Source organism: Flavobacterium difficile, from assembly GCF_011392115.1.
Classification (GTDB): domain Bacteria; phylum Bacteroidota; class Bacteroidia; order Flavobacteriales; family Flavobacteriaceae; genus Flavobacterium; species Flavobacterium difficile.
On the sequence record NZ_JAAJBT010000006.1, the window covers coordinates 183,288 to 198,408 of the forward strand.

The 15,121-nt window shown below is 28.5% G+C and carries 14 protein-coding genes; 12 read left to right on the forward strand and 2 right to left on the reverse strand.

The features are described 5' to 3' along the window. Positions 1 to 53 precede the first annotated feature (53 nt). Positions 54 to 794: a DUF3298 domain-containing protein gene (locus G4D72_RS10885; protein WP_166077728.1), complete on the forward strand. Its 741-nt coding sequence runs from the start codon at positions 54 to 56 to the stop codon at positions 792 to 794. On the opposite strand, the gene G4D72_RS10890 is transcribed toward G4D72_RS10885, so the two are convergent. Then, on the reverse strand, positions 787 to 1,242 hold the full coding sequence (locus G4D72_RS10890; protein ID WP_166077729.1) for a DinB family protein: 456 nt from the start codon (positions 1,240 to 1,242) through the stop codon (positions 787 to 789). The two genes, G4D72_RS10885 and G4D72_RS10890, sit on opposite strands and share 8 nt — an antisense overlap. 198 nt (positions 1,243 to 1,440) lie before the next feature. Between G4D72_RS10890 and G4D72_RS10895 the strand changes: the two genes are divergently transcribed. The 10 genes from G4D72_RS10895 to G4D72_RS10940 all read left to right on the forward strand — a co-directional run bounded on the left by G4D72_RS10895 (position 1,441) and on the right by G4D72_RS10940 (position 13,353). Then, a complete protein-coding gene (locus G4D72_RS10895) occupies positions 1,441 to 1,797 on the forward strand; it encodes an arsenate reductase family protein (protein WP_166077730.1) in 357 nt (118 codons plus the stop codon). Continuing rightward, positions 1,790 to 2,668 carry a DMT family transporter gene (locus G4D72_RS10900; protein ID WP_166077731.1) on the forward strand — a complete coding sequence of 293 codons (879 nt, stop codon included), beginning with the start codon at positions 1,790 to 1,792 and terminating at the stop codon, positions 2,666 to 2,668. Before G4D72_RS10895 ends, G4D72_RS10900 begins: the two co-directional genes overlap by 8 nt. Before the next feature lie 73 nt (positions 2,669 to 2,741). Beyond that, positions 2,742 to 5,990 (forward strand): toxin-antitoxin system YwqK family antitoxin, encoded by a 3,249-nt coding sequence (locus G4D72_RS10905; RefSeq protein ID WP_166077732.1) that lies wholly within the window; start codon positions 2,742 to 2,744, stop codon positions 5,988 to 5,990. Further along, complete coding sequence (locus G4D72_RS10910) at positions 5,962 to 7,896, forward strand: DUF3857 domain-containing protein (protein ID WP_166077733.1); 1,935 nt, start codon at positions 5,962 to 5,964, stop codon at positions 7,894 to 7,896. The genes G4D72_RS10905 and G4D72_RS10910 overlap by 29 nt, the downstream gene beginning before the upstream one ends. 98 nt (positions 7,897 to 7,994) lie before the next feature. Next, the gene (locus G4D72_RS10915) at positions 7,995 to 9,860 is read left to right on the forward strand and encodes a DUF3857 domain-containing protein (protein WP_166077734.1); all 1,866 of its coding nucleotides are present in this window, start codon (positions 7,995 to 7,997) and stop codon (positions 9,858 to 9,860) included. 117 nt (positions 9,861 to 9,977) lie between these two features. Beyond that, complete coding sequence (locus G4D72_RS10920; protein ID WP_166077735.1) at positions 9,978 to 10,838, forward strand: YicC/YloC family endoribonuclease; 861 nt, start codon at positions 9,978 to 9,980, stop codon at positions 10,836 to 10,838. A gap of 35 nt (positions 10,839 to 10,873) precedes the next feature. Continuing rightward, complete coding sequence (gene gmk / locus G4D72_RS10925) at positions 10,874 to 11,446, forward strand: guanylate kinase (RefSeq protein WP_166077736.1); 573 nt, start codon at positions 10,874 to 10,876, stop codon at positions 11,444 to 11,446. A 120-nt stretch (positions 11,447 to 11,566) separates the two neighbouring features. Next, entirely contained in the window at positions 11,567 to 12,148 is a 582-nt protein-coding gene (gene nadD / locus G4D72_RS10930; RefSeq protein WP_166077785.1) for a nicotinate (nicotinamide) nucleotide adenylyltransferase, read from the forward strand. A 1-nt stretch (position 12,149) separates the two neighbouring features. Next, on the forward strand, positions 12,150 to 12,710 hold the full coding sequence (locus tag G4D72_RS10935; protein ID WP_166077737.1) for a hypothetical protein: 561 nt from the start codon (positions 12,150 to 12,152) through the stop codon (positions 12,708 to 12,710). Then, positions 12,691 to 13,353: a hypothetical protein gene (locus G4D72_RS10940; RefSeq protein WP_166077738.1), complete on the forward strand. Its 663-nt coding sequence runs from the start codon at positions 12,691 to 12,693 to the stop codon at positions 13,351 to 13,353. Before G4D72_RS10935 ends, G4D72_RS10940 begins: the two co-directional genes overlap by 20 nt. Here the strand turns inward: G4D72_RS10940 and G4D72_RS10945 are convergent. Next, positions 13,345 to 14,241 carry a LysR family transcriptional regulator gene (locus tag G4D72_RS10945; protein WP_166077739.1) on the reverse strand — a complete coding sequence of 299 codons (897 nt, stop codon included), beginning with the start codon at positions 14,239 to 14,241 and terminating at the stop codon, positions 13,345 to 13,347. The two genes, G4D72_RS10940 and G4D72_RS10945, sit on opposite strands and share 9 nt — an antisense overlap. Positions 14,242 to 14,327: 86 nt before the next feature. Between G4D72_RS10945 and G4D72_RS10950 the strand changes: the two genes are divergently transcribed. Further along, positions 14,328 to 15,119 (forward strand): type 1 glutamine amidotransferase domain-containing protein, encoded by a 792-nt coding sequence (locus G4D72_RS10950; protein ID WP_166077740.1) that lies wholly within the window; start codon positions 14,328 to 14,330, stop codon positions 15,117 to 15,119. The last annotated feature ends 2 nt before the right edge of the window (positions 15,120 to 15,121 follow it).

Below are 15,121 nucleotides of genomic sequence, written 5' to 3' on the forward strand. Positions count from 1 at the left end.
GCTTGGCTTGATTTTTGATAGGTTTTACAGAGCAAAATCTTGCAAAATTCAAAATGAAAAATTCAATCTTTTTACTTGTATTATTTGTACTTACTGGTTGCTCTCAACAATTAGTCTTTGAGCGCAAGCAATATAATTCTTCTTACAGTCCTAGTTATACGACCAGTTATAATTCGGCAACAATTAAAATGGAGGTTTTAGAAGCGAAAAATGACGAAAATATTAATAAAATTATTTTCGATAACATAAAGGAACTTTCCAGTTTTATTGATAGTCAAAACATAACAATTAATAACTACAATCAATTGACAAAAGGTTTTGTAGAAACCTATAAAAAAGCTAAAAACAACACACCGGAAAGTAAGATTAAGAATTGGGATTTCGAAATAGAATCTAACATAGAATATGAAACGGAAGAGTTTGTAAATATTGGAATTAATTATACTTCTTCTTACGGAGATGCTTCTGGATTTGGTGGTAAAAGATCCTTATTGTTTAACAAACTAACGGGCAATCAATTAAAAATGGATGATATTTTTACTAACACTAAAGCTGTTTCTAAATTGGTTGAAGCCAAGTTTAGAGCTAAGTACAAGGTAAATAATTCCATTCCTTTAAATCAACAAGGGTATTGTTTTGAAACGGGTTCATTTTACTTAACCCAAAATATATTTTTTAACATTGAAGGTGTGAAATTTTTATATAATATCAACGAAATTTCTTCCTATGAAAAAGGTGCTTATGAAGTTTTCTTAAGCTATCAAGAAATTGATAACTATCTCCTTATTAAATAAAGTTTTTAATTTTCATCATAAATCCTAAATGAATGGCTTCGTGGTAATTGTTAAATTGAAGAGCGTCATTTAAATTTTGTAAAGAAAATCCTGTTGATGTTTGATAAGGCGTATACGTTTTAAAAACATCATTTTCAAAATCTGAAATGGTTTGATTTACAGTGGAAGTTAATAAGTTTTTTATTTCATTTACTTCTTCCAAAGTAGTAGCTCCAGATGGAACAGAGCCATTTTTGTAAGTTTCCATCATTTCAGTAGAAATTTGCATAGGCAAGCCAGATAAACGATACACTAATCCTTGTTGAGAAACCACTGCATGTCCAATATTCCAAATTAAATTGTTTCGCATTCCATTTGGAATTTGATTCAATTGTTCTAAAGAATATTTCTCTAAAAAATTCAAATAAAGTGCTCTATTGGTTTTCCAAATTTTAAAAGTTGTTTCCATACAGTATAGTAGTTTCTGTAAATTTAATAAAATAACTGAGTCAAAGTATTTTATTTTGTCAAGAATTTTCGAATGATGTTATTCTTGATTTGATTAATTTCGGAAATTAGCGGTAAAAGAAGTTGAATTCTAATTTTGTTTATTATTTCTAAATCATAATAAAAAATAACTTTCTTACCTTTGCATTTTAAAATGATTATGCGAAAAATATATTATCTCGCTTCTTGCGATACTTGTCGAAAAATAATTAAATCGTTACCTACTACTGCAAATTTAGAGTTTCACGATATACGTCAAAATCCTATTACTGTTGCAGAATTAGAATTTATGCACCAACTTTCTGGAAGTTATGAAGCTCTTTTTAGTAAAAAAGCCCAATTATATAAAGAAAAGGGTCTAAAAAACGTCACGTTAACGGAAGACGATTATAAAAATTACATTCTAGAACATTATACTTTTTTAAGTCGCCCTGTTGTAGTTTTAGAAAATGAAATCTTCATTGGAAACAGTCAACCTAATATTTTAAAATTACAAAAGGCATTAAGTAATGAATAGTCGTTCTTGGGCCTTAGTTTGCGCTTGGATTGTGGCTATTATTTACGGAGTTACGTTTACCATTGCTAAAGATGTAATGCCAAAGTATATTGACGCTTTTGGTTTTATAGTTTTACGTGTTGGTGGGGCAACGCTATTATTTTGGTTGGTTTCTTTTCTCGGACCAAAAGAAAAAATTGCTAAAAATGATTTTCTTCGAATTGCTGCTTGTGCCTTTTTCGGAGTTGCTTTTAATATGCTAACTTTCTTTAAAGGTTTAAGTTATACGTCGCCAATTATGGGTGCGGTATTAATGGTTACGACGCCAATGATAGTTTTAATTCTTTCATCAATAATTATGAAAGAAAGCATGCAAACTAAAAAAGTACTAGGTATTTTGTTAGGCTTAGCTGGAACTATTACATTAATTTTATATGGAAAAGCACTAAACAATGCGCCAAATGCCACTTTAGGAAATTTATTGGTATTTGTAAATGCTATTTCTTACGGTTTCTATCTGATTTTTGTAAAGAAATTAATGGATAAATACAATGCGTTTACGTTTGTGAAGTACATTTATTTATTCGGATTTTTTATGGTTTTACCGTTTGGTTTTCATGAATTGCAAGTAGTCAATTGGAACAAAATTCCTTTATCTATAGGTTTGAAAATCGGATTTGTAGTTATTTTTTCTACGTTTTTCACGTATTTGTTGAATTTAATTTCTATGCGAAATTTAAAACCCACAACAGTTGCTGTTTTTATTTATTTACAACCTTTTTTCGCCACAATTTTTGCCATTGGTTTAGGAAAAGACGATTTAAATTTAGTTAAAGTTATCTCAGCTTTTTTAATTTTTGTAGGTGTTTATCTAGTAATAAAAAAGAAATAATAATTTTAGGGTTAAAATTTTTGACTTTACTAAAATTGTGCTATTTTGCAGAAAAAACTAAGACTCTACTTACATGAAAAAAACCATGCTAGTAATTATGACCTTTTGTGGTGTAATTGCTTATTCTCAAAAAGATTATTCTTTAATCTATCAATCTGATTCTATTATTAAAAGTGGTGTTATACTTCACGATAATGGCAAATATGAAGAAGCCATACAGAAGTATAAATTAGTAGATGATTTAGATCCCAATTTTTACAAAGCACAATCAGAAATTGCTGTCTCTCTTTTCGGATTGAAAGACAATACTAAATTAGAAAAACATTTAGGAGATTTATATGCTTCAGGCGAAATGGAAAAATTTCCAGATTTGTATATAAAATATGGAAGTTATCTTGATGATGTGAATCAATTAGAAAAAGCCAATGAAGTATTTAAAGCTGGTGAAAAACATTTGAGTAATCATGCTAATTTCATGTACAATTTTGCTATTCATCACATCAAAAACAAAAAGAAACAAGAAGCAGTTAATTGTCTTAAGAAAGCGATATTGCTAAATCCAAATTATGCTTCCTCACATTTTATGTTAGGTTTGATGGCATTTGAAAATGGTAACATTTCTGAAGGTTCACTTTGTTTAATTTCTTATTTAGTTATAGCGCCAGACGGCAGATTTGCTGCAGACGCTTTGAAAATGCTAAGTCTAAAATTTGGGGAGAATTATACTGAAAAAGGTAATTTAGTTTTTTCAACTCAAGATGATGATTTTACAGAATTAACCGAAATTTTGAGAAACCAATTTCCTTTCAATAAAAATTATAAAGTTAAGTCGAAAATTGATGATCCTGTAACCAGACAAATTCAAGCAGTGGTTGAATACGCTGCTAATCATAAAATAAAGGATGGTTTTTTTGAAAACTATTATTTGCCTTGGATGCAAGCTGTTGTTGAAAAAAACGAAGTAGAAGCCTTAACTTATTATACTTTAATTGGCTTTGAAAAAACACTAGGTAAACAATTAACCACTCACAAAAAGAAAATAGAATTTTTTTCCCAAAATTTTATTCCAACTTTCTGGAAACTTTTCACTACTCAGAAAATTAATTTTTTTGGTAAGGAAGATAAAGTAACGATCATTTATAACAACTATCGCCCTTATTTAATTGGGAAATTAATTGATGATAAAAAAGAAGGTAAGTTTTTATACGTTGATGAGTATGGAAATAAAAAAGGAGAATTACAGTTTAAAAACAATCTTTTAAATGGTGTGCAATTATATTTTAATCAAGAAGGTAAGTTGCAAGAAGAGAAAACTTTTTCTGATGATGAATTAAATGGTTTGCGAAAATATTATTATGAAACAGGTAATTTAAGTTATACTGAAAACTATACTAAAGGAAAACTTAATGGATTAGCTACAACTTATTATCCAAATGGAGGCAAACAATGTGAAGTTAATTTTAAAGAAGACGAAAGAGATGGTGTGTTGTCTTGTTTATATGAAAATGGTACTGCAAAATCAACGCTTACATATGTGAACGGTAAACTTGAGGGAAAATTTACTGAATTTAACGAAATTGGTGAATTAACTAAAAAAGGATCTTATAAAAACGAAGAGTTAGATGGAGAATTTATCGAATATTTTGATGGTAAAAAGTTAAAAAGTGAAGTGCTTTACAAAGACGGTAAAGTTGCAAGTAATGCCAAAGAATATTACAAAAATGGAGCTTTAAAGCTTGAAACATTTTACTCAAACGGTAAAAAAACAAAAAGTATTGAGTATTACAGAAATGGTTTATTAAGTGAAGAGTCTTTTTTCAGTGCGGAAGAAGATTTAGATCGTTTGGTTTTCTATAATTTATTAGGAGAAAAATTTTTCGAACAAAAACTTAAAAACGGAGAAATTAAATCAGGTTTACAATATACTTATGGTTCAGATAAACCCGTTGAAATTAATATTGCTAAAAAAGAATTTGAAATTTTTGGCTTAGAAAAAAATAAATATGTAACTGGTGAATTTTCTAAAGGCTTAAAAAAAGGACTTTGGATTTATTATCACCCAAATGGAAACATAAAGTCTAAAGAAACTTATGTGAATGGTAAAATTAACGGATTGCAATATAATTATGATGCATTTGGTAATTTGACGGATATCTATAACTATGTAGATGGAAATTTAAACGGTTTGTCAGAATCTTACGAGAATGATAAAGTTATTAATAGTAGTTATTTTGTAAATGATGAGCGTTCCGGACCAATGACTTTTTACAATTTAGATGGTGTTGTGCTTAGAAAAGATTTTATGGTAGAAGGCGATAATTTAGTGTCTTATCACTACAATAAAAATAAATCAATTCACTCTAAAACAAATTTTATTGAAAAACAAATTTCAAAATTTGAAAACTTTGATTCTAATGCTAAACAAGAATCTTCAGTAGATTTTACTAATAAAAACGGAAAAGTTAGTTTTACTAGCAACAATAAAGTACTTAACTATACCGTTGATTTAAAAAATGGTATCTACAATGGTATTTACGAAATTAAAGACAAGAATAATACTGTAGTCAGTACGACTAACTATACGAATGGTGTGAAATTTGGTATAACCAAAGCTTATAATCCAAATGGTAAAATTGCTTACGATTTAAATTATTATTCTGGAGATTTACACGGCGATGTTAAGTATTATGATTTGATGGGTAATTTAAGATTATCATTTACTTCTGTTTTTGGAGAAGTTACTGGAATTACGAAACGTTATAATGCAGATAAAACTGTATTAAATGAAGTTAATGAAATTGACGATTTAAAAGAAGGAGACTACAAATGGTTTAACAAAAAAGGAAAATTAGTTGCTGCTATTCATTATGTTAATAATGTACCTGTTTACTATTTATCAATGGACAAACAAGGTGAAGTAACGGTTAAAACAAAAATTATTAACCAAACAGCAGAAGTAGTTTCTACCTATCCAAACGGTAAAAAAGCTTTCGGATTTAGTCTTAAAAATGGTGGAGTTAACGGTAAAATTCAAATTTTTAACACTGAAGGTTTACCAGAATTTTATGCAGAATATAAAGACAATAACTTAAATGGTAAAAGATTAGAATACCACGCAAATGGTAAAGTGTATAAAAGCGAAGTTTTTATTAATAGCGATTATAATGGTGTAATTGAATATTTTTCAGAAGATGGTAAAAAAGTAATTTCTGCAGAATATAAAAATGACAATTTAGAAGGTTTATATCAAGAATTTGAAAATGGTGTTTTAAAAATCAGTAAAAAATATATTAATGACGAATTGGTTGAAATTATTAAATAAAGCAATCGTAATAAGTTGCGTTTTTTGGGCCCTACAAACAAAGGCCCAAAAAACATTTGAAGAATATAAAAGTTTATATCCGAATTCAAACGAATTGGTTATTAATGATTTGCAAACATATACTCTTTCTATTCAAGATAATAAAATTAAAGTATTGTCGGAAAATAAGTTCGAGTCTTTAATATTAACCGAAAATGGAATTAATAGCAATGAAGAAACTTTTTCTTATTCCGATTTAATAAAATTAATTGAATATGATGCTTTTACAGAAAATTTAATTAATGGAAAAGTAAAAAAAATTAAAGTCACACAATCAAATGAGAAACGAGATGCTGATAAAACCGTTTTTCATGACGATATTAAAATTAGACAATTAATTTTTCCAAATTTACAGGTTGGTTCTAAAAAAGTATACAGCTATACTACCGAATTTACCGATCCTTTTTTATTGCATCGATTTAATTTTGGGTCAAGTTTACCTCTAGAAAATGCAACTTTAGAAGTAGTTGTAGATAAAAATATTGAAATTGGTTATACGGTATTTAACGATCCTAAAAAATCCATTCAGTTTAAGGAATTTGAACGAAAAGGTAAAAAAGTGTACCAATGGACTGCATTAAATGTGAAACCATTAAAGTACGAATTTAATGCACCTGGATATTTACATATTGTTCCCAACGTAAATGTTTATATCAAAGAATATACTGTTGGAAAAACAGTAACGCCAGTTTTAGGAACTGTAGACAAACTGTATAATTATTATAAAAAATTTATTGAACAAATAGGTAAAGAAGAAAATCAGGCGCTTAAAGATATTTCAATAGAATTAACTAAAAATGAAAAATCGGACACTGAAAAAGTAAAAAAAATATACTATTGGGTTAAAGAAAATATCAATTATTTAGCTTTTGAAGATGGATATGAAGGCTTTATTCCTAGATCGTCGTCTTTAGTATTCGAAAGAAAATTTGGAGATTGTAAAGATATGGGGAATTTAATCTATACCATGGCCAAATACAGCAACATCAAAAACGTTTTTATCTGTTGGATTGGCACACGTTCAATACCGTATTCGTACGAACAATTGCCAACACCAGGAGTAGATAATCATATGATAGCTGTTTATCAAGATGAAAATAAAAAATATTTCTTTTTAGATGCAACCGATAAGCATACCAAATTTGGCTTACCATCTGATTTTATTCAAGACAAAGAAGGTTTGGTAGGAAAAGGTGATGCTTATGAAATTATTAAAGTTCCCATTGTACAAGCTTCAGACAATGCTGTCAATGAAGTGATAAATATGACTATTGACGGCGATAAATTAGTAGGTGATGGTTTTATTTCATTTGATGGCTTTAACCGAACTAATATTGTATATGCTTTAGGTGATACTACCGATAAAGAGCGTTTTGAAGCAATCAAAAGTATTGTTTTAAAAGGAAATAATAAGTTTAATCTTAAAGAGTTCAAAGAAGCTAATTTTGAAGACAAAGACCAATCGTATACTATCGATTTTAAGTTTGAAATTCCAAATTTTGTCATAACTATAGATAATGAAATTTATGTGAATCTTTTTTTAGATCAAATGATTACTAAAATGATTTTAGAGAAAGATAGAAAATTTAGTTACGATTTAGATCAACTAACTAAAACTCAAGCAAAGTACATTTTAAAACTTCCTAAGAATTACAAAATAAGTTATACACCAAAAAACGAAACCATTACAAATGATCTTTTCGATGCTCAATTTAGTTTTGAGAGCAAAGCAGATGAAATTATTTTAAATGCAAGTTTTGTAAACAAAAAGCTATTAGTAGAACCAAAAGATTTTGAACTTTGGAATGCTAGCTTAAATAAAATTAAAGAAATTTATTCAGAAACTATAAAACTTGAAAAACAATGATTTTAAATAAAGTAAGAAACGTTATAATTGTATTGTTATTTTGCAATGTACTTTTTTCACAAGAATCCATTTTAAAAATTTACGATTGGGAAAAAAAAATGCCCAAGTTTGAAAATTTAAGTAAATTCGATAAAGAAAATGAGGCCTTTTTAAAGAAAACAATATCCATAGAATATGTTCCGGTAAAAGAAGGGATTTCACAATACTATTTATTACATCAAGTCATTTTAATTAATTCCGATGAAGCAGTTAATAGTTATAATAAAATTTATATTCCTTCAAGTAAGAATGAAAGAATTGAAAAATGTAAAGTTCGTGTTCGTTTAAAAAACGGAAAAGAATTTGATATTGATGCTAAAGATATCAAAGAAGAAGTAGATGAAGAAAAAGATGTGAAATACAATTATTTTGCAGTGAAAGGTTTAGAAAAAGGTGCAATTATCGAACAGTTATTTCTTTTTGAACAGGCGCCAGATTTCAACGGGAAAACCATTTTTATGCAATCAGAATTGCCTATAGAAACTTTTTCTTTCAATATCATCTATCCAAAACATTTGGTTTTAAAAACAAAATCATATAATGGTGTTGCAGAGCCAGTTATTGATTCTGAAACCTACGAAAACAAAACACTTTTATCTATAACTGATAAAGATGTTACTGCTCTAAAAGACGATGATAAATTTTCAAATTGGAAAAATCATGTAAAATCTTTTCGTTTTAAATTAGATGAAAATACAGCTCGTGGAACTAAAAACCTATATAATTTTAAAAGTTTTTCGACCAATGTTTATGAAAATTTGAATGAAGAAATTGATAAAAAGAGTTTAAAGGCTATTGATGATTTTTTCAAATCTATCAAAGTAACTTCAGATGAACAAGCTACAATTTGGTCTTTAGAAGATAAAATTAAGAAAAACATCAATTATAGTAATTACTTCGATCCAAAAGAAAATTTATCAAAAGTTATCGAATCCAAACAAGCCAATCAATCGGAAATTGTAAAACTATTTATCAACGGATTTAAAAAGTTTAACATTCCTTTTCAAATTGTGTTTGCTTCAGATCGTTTTTCTGTGCCTTTTGATAAAGATTTTGAAAGTTATGAGAATTTAGATGAAGTACTGTTTTATTTCCCAAAAATCGATAAATATTTGTATCCAACAGGTGTAAGTTATAGAATTCCATTAATTCCATCTGAACTTGCAGATAATAATGGTCTTTTTATCAAAACTAAAGAATATTCTGGAGTTACTATGCCTTTTGGTCAAGTTGAGAAAATTTCAATTTTAGATGCAGAATACACAAAAGACATCATGAATATTGAAGTTGATTTTACAAAAGACATTCAAAATCCAACTGTAACAACAAAAATTGAATTTGGTGGATATTCTAACGTTAATTTACAACCTATAAAAGATTTAGTTGAAAAAGATCAATATCAATTGATTCTTAAAGATATTGCAGAAAATTATACGGGTTCAACGGAGTTTATTAAACTAGAAACTAAAAATGATGGTTTAGATTTTGTTGGAAAAATGCCCTTTACTTTAAACGTATCTTTTGAAGGTAAAAACTTAATCAAAAAAGCTGCAGATAATTACTTGTTTTCAATTGGAGAAACTATTGGAAAACAAACAGAATTGTATCAAGTAAGTACAAGAAAACTGCCAGTTGAAATTAATTTCCCACATGCTTATGTTAGAAAAATTAAACTTATTTTGCCTGATAATGTAACGGTTAAAAATTTAGAAAAATTAATTATGGATTATAATTTGGTGATGAATAACAAAACAGAAGCTAAATTTAATAGTAGTTATACTAAAGAAGGCAATACAATTATTGTGCAAAATACTGAATTTTATAACGTTGTAAAATATCCACTAGAACTTTTCGATGCGTATAAAAATGTAATTAATGCTGCAGCCGATTTTAATAAAATGGTTATCGTATTAACTAAGAACTAATATTTCCTAAATATAAACCTTTAAAGTCGATTGGAAACAATCGGCTTTTTTATTACAAATACGAATTATTTTTTTTTCATACAAAAAACTTATCTTTACAGCTTTTTATAAAAATATATGATATTATCAATGACCGGTTTTGGTAAAGCAAGTTTGCAATTATCAACCAAAAAAATTACAGTAGAAGTGAAGTCTTTAAACAGCAAGGGACTCGATTTAAACACGAGAATGCCATCTGTTTATAGAGAAAATGAGTTGGCTTTAAGAAATCTTTTGGCACAAAAGCTAGAAAGAGGAAAAATCGATTTTTCATTATTTGTTGAAGTAACTGGAGAAGAAACGTCATCTAAAATTAATGCACCAATTGTAAAAGCCTACATTGCTCAAATGAAAGCTATTTTGCCAGATGCCGATGAAACGGAATTGATGAAGATGGCGGTAAGAATGCCTGACACGATGAAAACCGAGCGTGAAGAAATTGATGAAAATGAATGGAAACAAATTCAAACTGTAATTGATGAAGCCATTGAAAACATGTTGTCTTTCAGAACTTCTGAAGGGGCATCTTTAGAAAAGGAATTCACATTACGTATTGAAAATATTAGAAGTTACATGAATCAAGCTCTAGCTTTAGATCCAGAACGAGTAACAGCAATTAAAGAACGTTTGCAAACCGCAATTGACGAATTAAAAGTGAATGTGGATACGAATCGTTTCGAACAAGAATTGATTTATTATTTAGAAAAATTAGACATCACGGAAGAAAAAGTGCGTTTAACGAACCATTTAGATTATTTCCTTCAAACGTTAAAAGGAAATGAAGCTAACGGAAGAAAGTTAGGATTCATCACCCAAGAAATGGGAAGAGAAATCAACACCATGGGTTCTAAATCCAATCACGCTGAAATGCAAAAATTGGTGGTGATGATGAAAGACGAATTGGAAAAAATTAAAGAACAAGTACTGAACGTTTTATAGATTAATAACTATAAACCAAAACAACATAACACGCAATGAATCAAGGTAAATTATTAGTATTTTCTGCGCCATCAGGTTCTGGAAAAACAACTATAGTAAGGCATTTATTAAAACAAGAAGATTTAAATTTAGAATTCTCTATTTCTTGTACGACTCGTGAGCCAAGAGGTGAAGAAGTACATGGAAAAGATTATTATTTTATTTCTTTAGAAGAGTTTAAAAAACACATCAAAGCAGAAGATTTCGTTGAATGGGAAGAAGTTTACAGAGATAATTTTTACGGAACATTAAAAAGTGAAGTAGAACGCATTTGGGCAAAAGGGAAAAACGTAATTTTCGATATTGATGTAGCAGGCGGATTACGAATTAAATCGAAATTCAAATCAGAAACATTGGCAGTGTTCGTAAAACCACCAAGTATCGACGAATTGAAAATCCGATTGAAAAAACGTTCTACAGAAAGCGATGATAAAATCAACATGCGAATTGCTAAAGCCTCTGTAGAATTAGCTACAGCACCACAATTTGACACGATTATCAAAAATTACGATTTAGATGTAGCCAAAGTAGATGCGTATAATCTGGTAAAAGAATTCGTAAACAAATAACGTAGAGACGCGATTTATAGCGTCTTCATAAGAAACAATTGATGCGATTTATTGCATGTTATAATTAATTTTATTAATTATTAAAAAACAGACGTGATGAATCGCGTCTCTACTGGAAAAATGAAAATAGGTTTATATTTCGGAACGTTTAATCCCATACATATTGGGCATTTAATTATTGCCAATCATATGGCAGAACATTCAGATTTAGATCAAATTTGGATGGTGGTTACGCCACATAATCCGCACAAACAAAAGAATACGTTGTTAGACGATTACCATCGGTTACACATGGTACATTTGGCTACAGAAGATTTTCCGAAAATTAAACCTTCGGATATTGAGTTTAAATTGCCACAACCTAATTATACGATAAATACGTTAGTGCATTTGCAAGAGAAGTATCCGAATTATGAATTCTCTTTAATTATGGGTGAAGACAATTTGAATTCGCTTCACAAATGGAAAAACTACGAAGCTATTTTGCAACATCATCATATTTACATTTATCCTAGGTTACATTCTGGTGAAATGGACGAACAATTTGTCAATCATCCAAAAATTCACAGAGTGGCTGCTCCTGTTGTCGAATTATCTTCCACATTAATTCGAGATAGCATTAAAAATAATAAAAATGTAATTCCGTTGTTACCACACAAAGTTTGGGAATATGTAGAACATAATTTGTTTTATAAGAAGTAATATGATTCAAAATCCTGAATTAGAAAATCTCATAAATAAACAATCTAAACAAAGTAGTAAGGTAATTGATTTTATTTTTAGTTCACCTTATTTTGTAAGATCTACTGAGTACGATGCAATCATAAAGAAATATGAAGAAGAAATCATCTTTACAAACAAAGATTCGAACAAATTTATTTATTTTGTATTAACTTTTATTACATTAATTATAGGATTTAAAGCCATAGACGATGAATCAAATCGTTATTTGTTTTTTATTTTTTTGGGTATTATTGTAGTTGTTTTTTGGTATAATTCAACTAGAAAGTTAAATGAGATTAAAATTTCAGAAAAAGGAATTGAAATTGAAGAAACCAATTATTTATGGGATCAAATTTATGATTATGGTTTCACAATAGTTCCTAAACACAATACATCGGATTATTATCTTGAAATTTTCATGCAAACAGGTGTGAAATTAAGCTTTGGATTGTATCATTTTACAGAGCCCGATGCCATAATAGAAACTATGAACTTTTTTAGAAATAGGTATTCATCTAAATTTGTTTCAACAAATAGTTAGTCAAATGGAGTTTAAGGCTAAAATTTATGTTAAAGATGAGAGTTTGTCATTTTATAAAAGATGGAGCAATTCAGAATTATTATGCTGGAGTTCACTTTTTATGATAATTATTTCTTCGCAAATATTAATTTACAATCAACAGCATTCGAATAATGAAATTTTTGAAAATATTTTCAAAACTATTCCAATAATTTCTTGTTTCATTTATATTTATTCTTCAATAATCAGATTTTGGGAATTTGAAAGAATCAATGGCAAATTGGAAGGCGAAATTTCTTTTGAAGAAAAAGGAATTGAAATAAATGAAACACTATATTTATTTTCAGAAATTAATAATTTGGATATTAGTTATGGAAATAAATATGGAGATTTAACTAATAATTCAAAAATTGGACCAAGATATTCACAAGGTTTAGATAATCATATTTCCTTCTATCATGATAGTAAATTTTTTAAAACGTATTTTCAATTGTATTCCACATCACAATATGATGCGATTCAAAAAGATTTATTTTATTATGTAATTCACGAAATTTTCCCTTTCGAAAAGAAAAATTTAGATTTTATAGATAAACAATTCCATCATTATACTTTGTACAAAGAGTTTATTGAAAAAATGAAGCGGGAAGGTAAACTAACTTAAATAAATTTGCATTTCCATTTGAATATCGTCTAATAAAGCATTTAAAGTGCTATTTTTTCTCGACAAAATATAAACTTCTGTACTTGGCATTTTTAAACTGTTCCAAACTAATTGTAATTTATTTTGTTCAATAAATGGTTTTGCATTGATATCCCAAACTACAGAAACTCCTGAGTTTTCAGATAAAGCAGTTAATAATTGTGATTCAGACGGAATAATATAGTTGGAAATAATCGAAGGGCGTTTTTTATCAAAAACATACAACCAAAATAATTTCACATGTGGAATCTGTGCATCATAATTGTACCATTTTTGTTGGTTCAGCCAATTTTCAATCGCAGTATTGTTTTCATTTTCAATCTCTTTTTTAACGATATTTAGTTCTAAATCTGTACTGGCAACAAGTATTTGTTTTATGGTTCCAATTACTCTTTGAGTAGTATCAAATGTGTCATATTTTTTTGAAACTATAGCGAAATCTATTTTTTTGTTATCTACCAAATGGAATAATTCATCATTCGTTCCAAAAGAAAAATCTATGAAATCAAATTTCGAAAGCAACTTCGCACCTATACTTGTAAATAAATGTTGTGAAATTCCAACAGAAACTACTTTATTCGAATTAAAAGCTTTTTCTCGAAATCCATTTTCTACACTTTCTAATCGATCTAATGCTTCAATAATTAGGTTATTTAACAACTTGGCATAATCGGTTGGTTCAACTCCTTTCGATTTTCGATTGAATAATTTATAACCCACATGAGCCTCAAGCATAGCCATTTGTTGACTAACCGCAGGCTGACTAATAAATAATTCTTTAGCAGCAAGAGAAAAATTTCCGTTTTTATATACTGATTTAAAGGTACGATACCATTCTAAATTTACCATGATATAATTTTACTTATCACAAATATAATTTAAATTATTTTTACTAATATCTTATAAGTCGTAATTTTGAAAAAAATTTAAAAATCATGAAACAGATCGCAGCTAGTTTACTAGTACTTTTAACCATCAGTTGTCAACAAAAAGAGCAAACAACAGATACCAATGAATCAAAAAATCAAATCATAAAAACAGAAAAAATGAAAAAAGTAGTATTCGTTTTAACTAGTCATGATGCACTAGGAAATACAGGAGAGAAAACAGGATTTTGGATCGAAGAATTTGTAGCACCTTATTACGAATTAGCTGATCAGGGATTTGAAATTACAATTGCTTCACCAAACGGCGGACAACCACCTATTGATCCCAAAAGTTCAGATCCAAGTGCGGCTACTGAAGATACCAAACGTTTTGATGGTGATAAAGTTTTACAAGAAAAATTAAAAAATTCAGTTAAATTAGCAGACATTAAGGCTGAAGATTATGATGCTATTTTTTATCCTGGCGGACACGGACCATTATGGGATTTGGTTTCTGATAAAAATTCTATATCTTTAATCGAAACTTTTTATACTTCCAATAAACCTGTTGCTTTTGTTTGTCATGCTCCAGCAGTTTTGAAAAATGTTAAAGCAAACGGTGAGTTTTTAGTAAAAGGAAAAAAAGTAACTGGTTTTACAAATGAAGAAGAGGATGCTGTAGGGTTAACTAAAATTGTTCCCTTTTTATTAGAAGATGCTTTAAAAGCCAATGGTGCTTTATTTAGCAATGGAGAAAATTGGGCGCCTTATGCCGTAGAAGATGGCTTGTTAATTACTGGTCAAAATCCAGCTTCATCAAAATTAGTAGCACAAAAATTAATATCACAATTAAACAAATAAAC

What these genes read in the sequence shown, in the direction of transcription:
- G4D72_RS10885 (WP_166077728.1), top strand. Translation starts at nt 54, where the DNA reads ATGAAAAATTCAATCTTTTTACTTGTATTATTTGTACTTACTGGTTGC.
- G4D72_RS10890 (WP_166077729.1), bottom strand. Translation starts at nt 1,242, where the DNA reads ATGGAAACAACTTTTAAAATTTGGAAAACCAATAGAGCACTTTATTTG.
- G4D72_RS10895 (WP_166077730.1), top strand. Translation starts at nt 1,441, where the DNA reads ATGCGAAAAATATATTATCTCGCTTCTTGCGATACTTGTCGAAAAATA.
- G4D72_RS10900 (WP_166077731.1), top strand. Translation starts at nt 1,790, where the DNA reads ATGAATAGTCGTTCTTGGGCCTTAGTTTGCGCTTGGATTGTGGCTATT.
- G4D72_RS10905 (WP_166077732.1), top strand. Translation starts at nt 2,742, where the DNA reads ATGAAAAAAACCATGCTAGTAATTATGACCTTTTGTGGTGTAATTGCT.
- G4D72_RS10910 (WP_166077733.1), top strand. Translation starts at nt 5,962, where the DNA reads ATGACGAATTGGTTGAAATTATTAAATAAAGCAATCGTAATAAGTTGC.
- G4D72_RS10915 (WP_166077734.1), top strand. Translation starts at nt 7,995, where the DNA reads ATGCCCAAGTTTGAAAATTTAAGTAAATTCGATAAAGAAAATGAGGCC.
- G4D72_RS10920 (WP_166077735.1), top strand. Translation starts at nt 9,978, where the DNA reads ATGATATTATCAATGACCGGTTTTGGTAAAGCAAGTTTGCAATTATCA.
- gmk (WP_166077736.1), top strand. Translation starts at nt 10,874, where the DNA reads ATGAATCAAGGTAAATTATTAGTATTTTCTGCGCCATCAGGTTCTGGA.
- nadD (WP_166077785.1), top strand. Translation starts at nt 11,567, where the DNA reads ATGAAAATAGGTTTATATTTCGGAACGTTTAATCCCATACATATTGGG.
- G4D72_RS10935 (WP_166077737.1), top strand. Translation starts at nt 12,150, where the DNA reads ATGATTCAAAATCCTGAATTAGAAAATCTCATAAATAAACAATCTAAA.
- G4D72_RS10945 (WP_166077739.1), bottom strand. Translation starts at nt 14,241, where the DNA reads ATGGTAAATTTAGAATGGTATCGTACCTTTAAATCAGTATATAAAAAC.
- G4D72_RS10950 (WP_166077740.1), top strand. Translation starts at nt 14,328, where the DNA reads ATGAAACAGATCGCAGCTAGTTTACTAGTACTTTTAACCATCAGTTGT.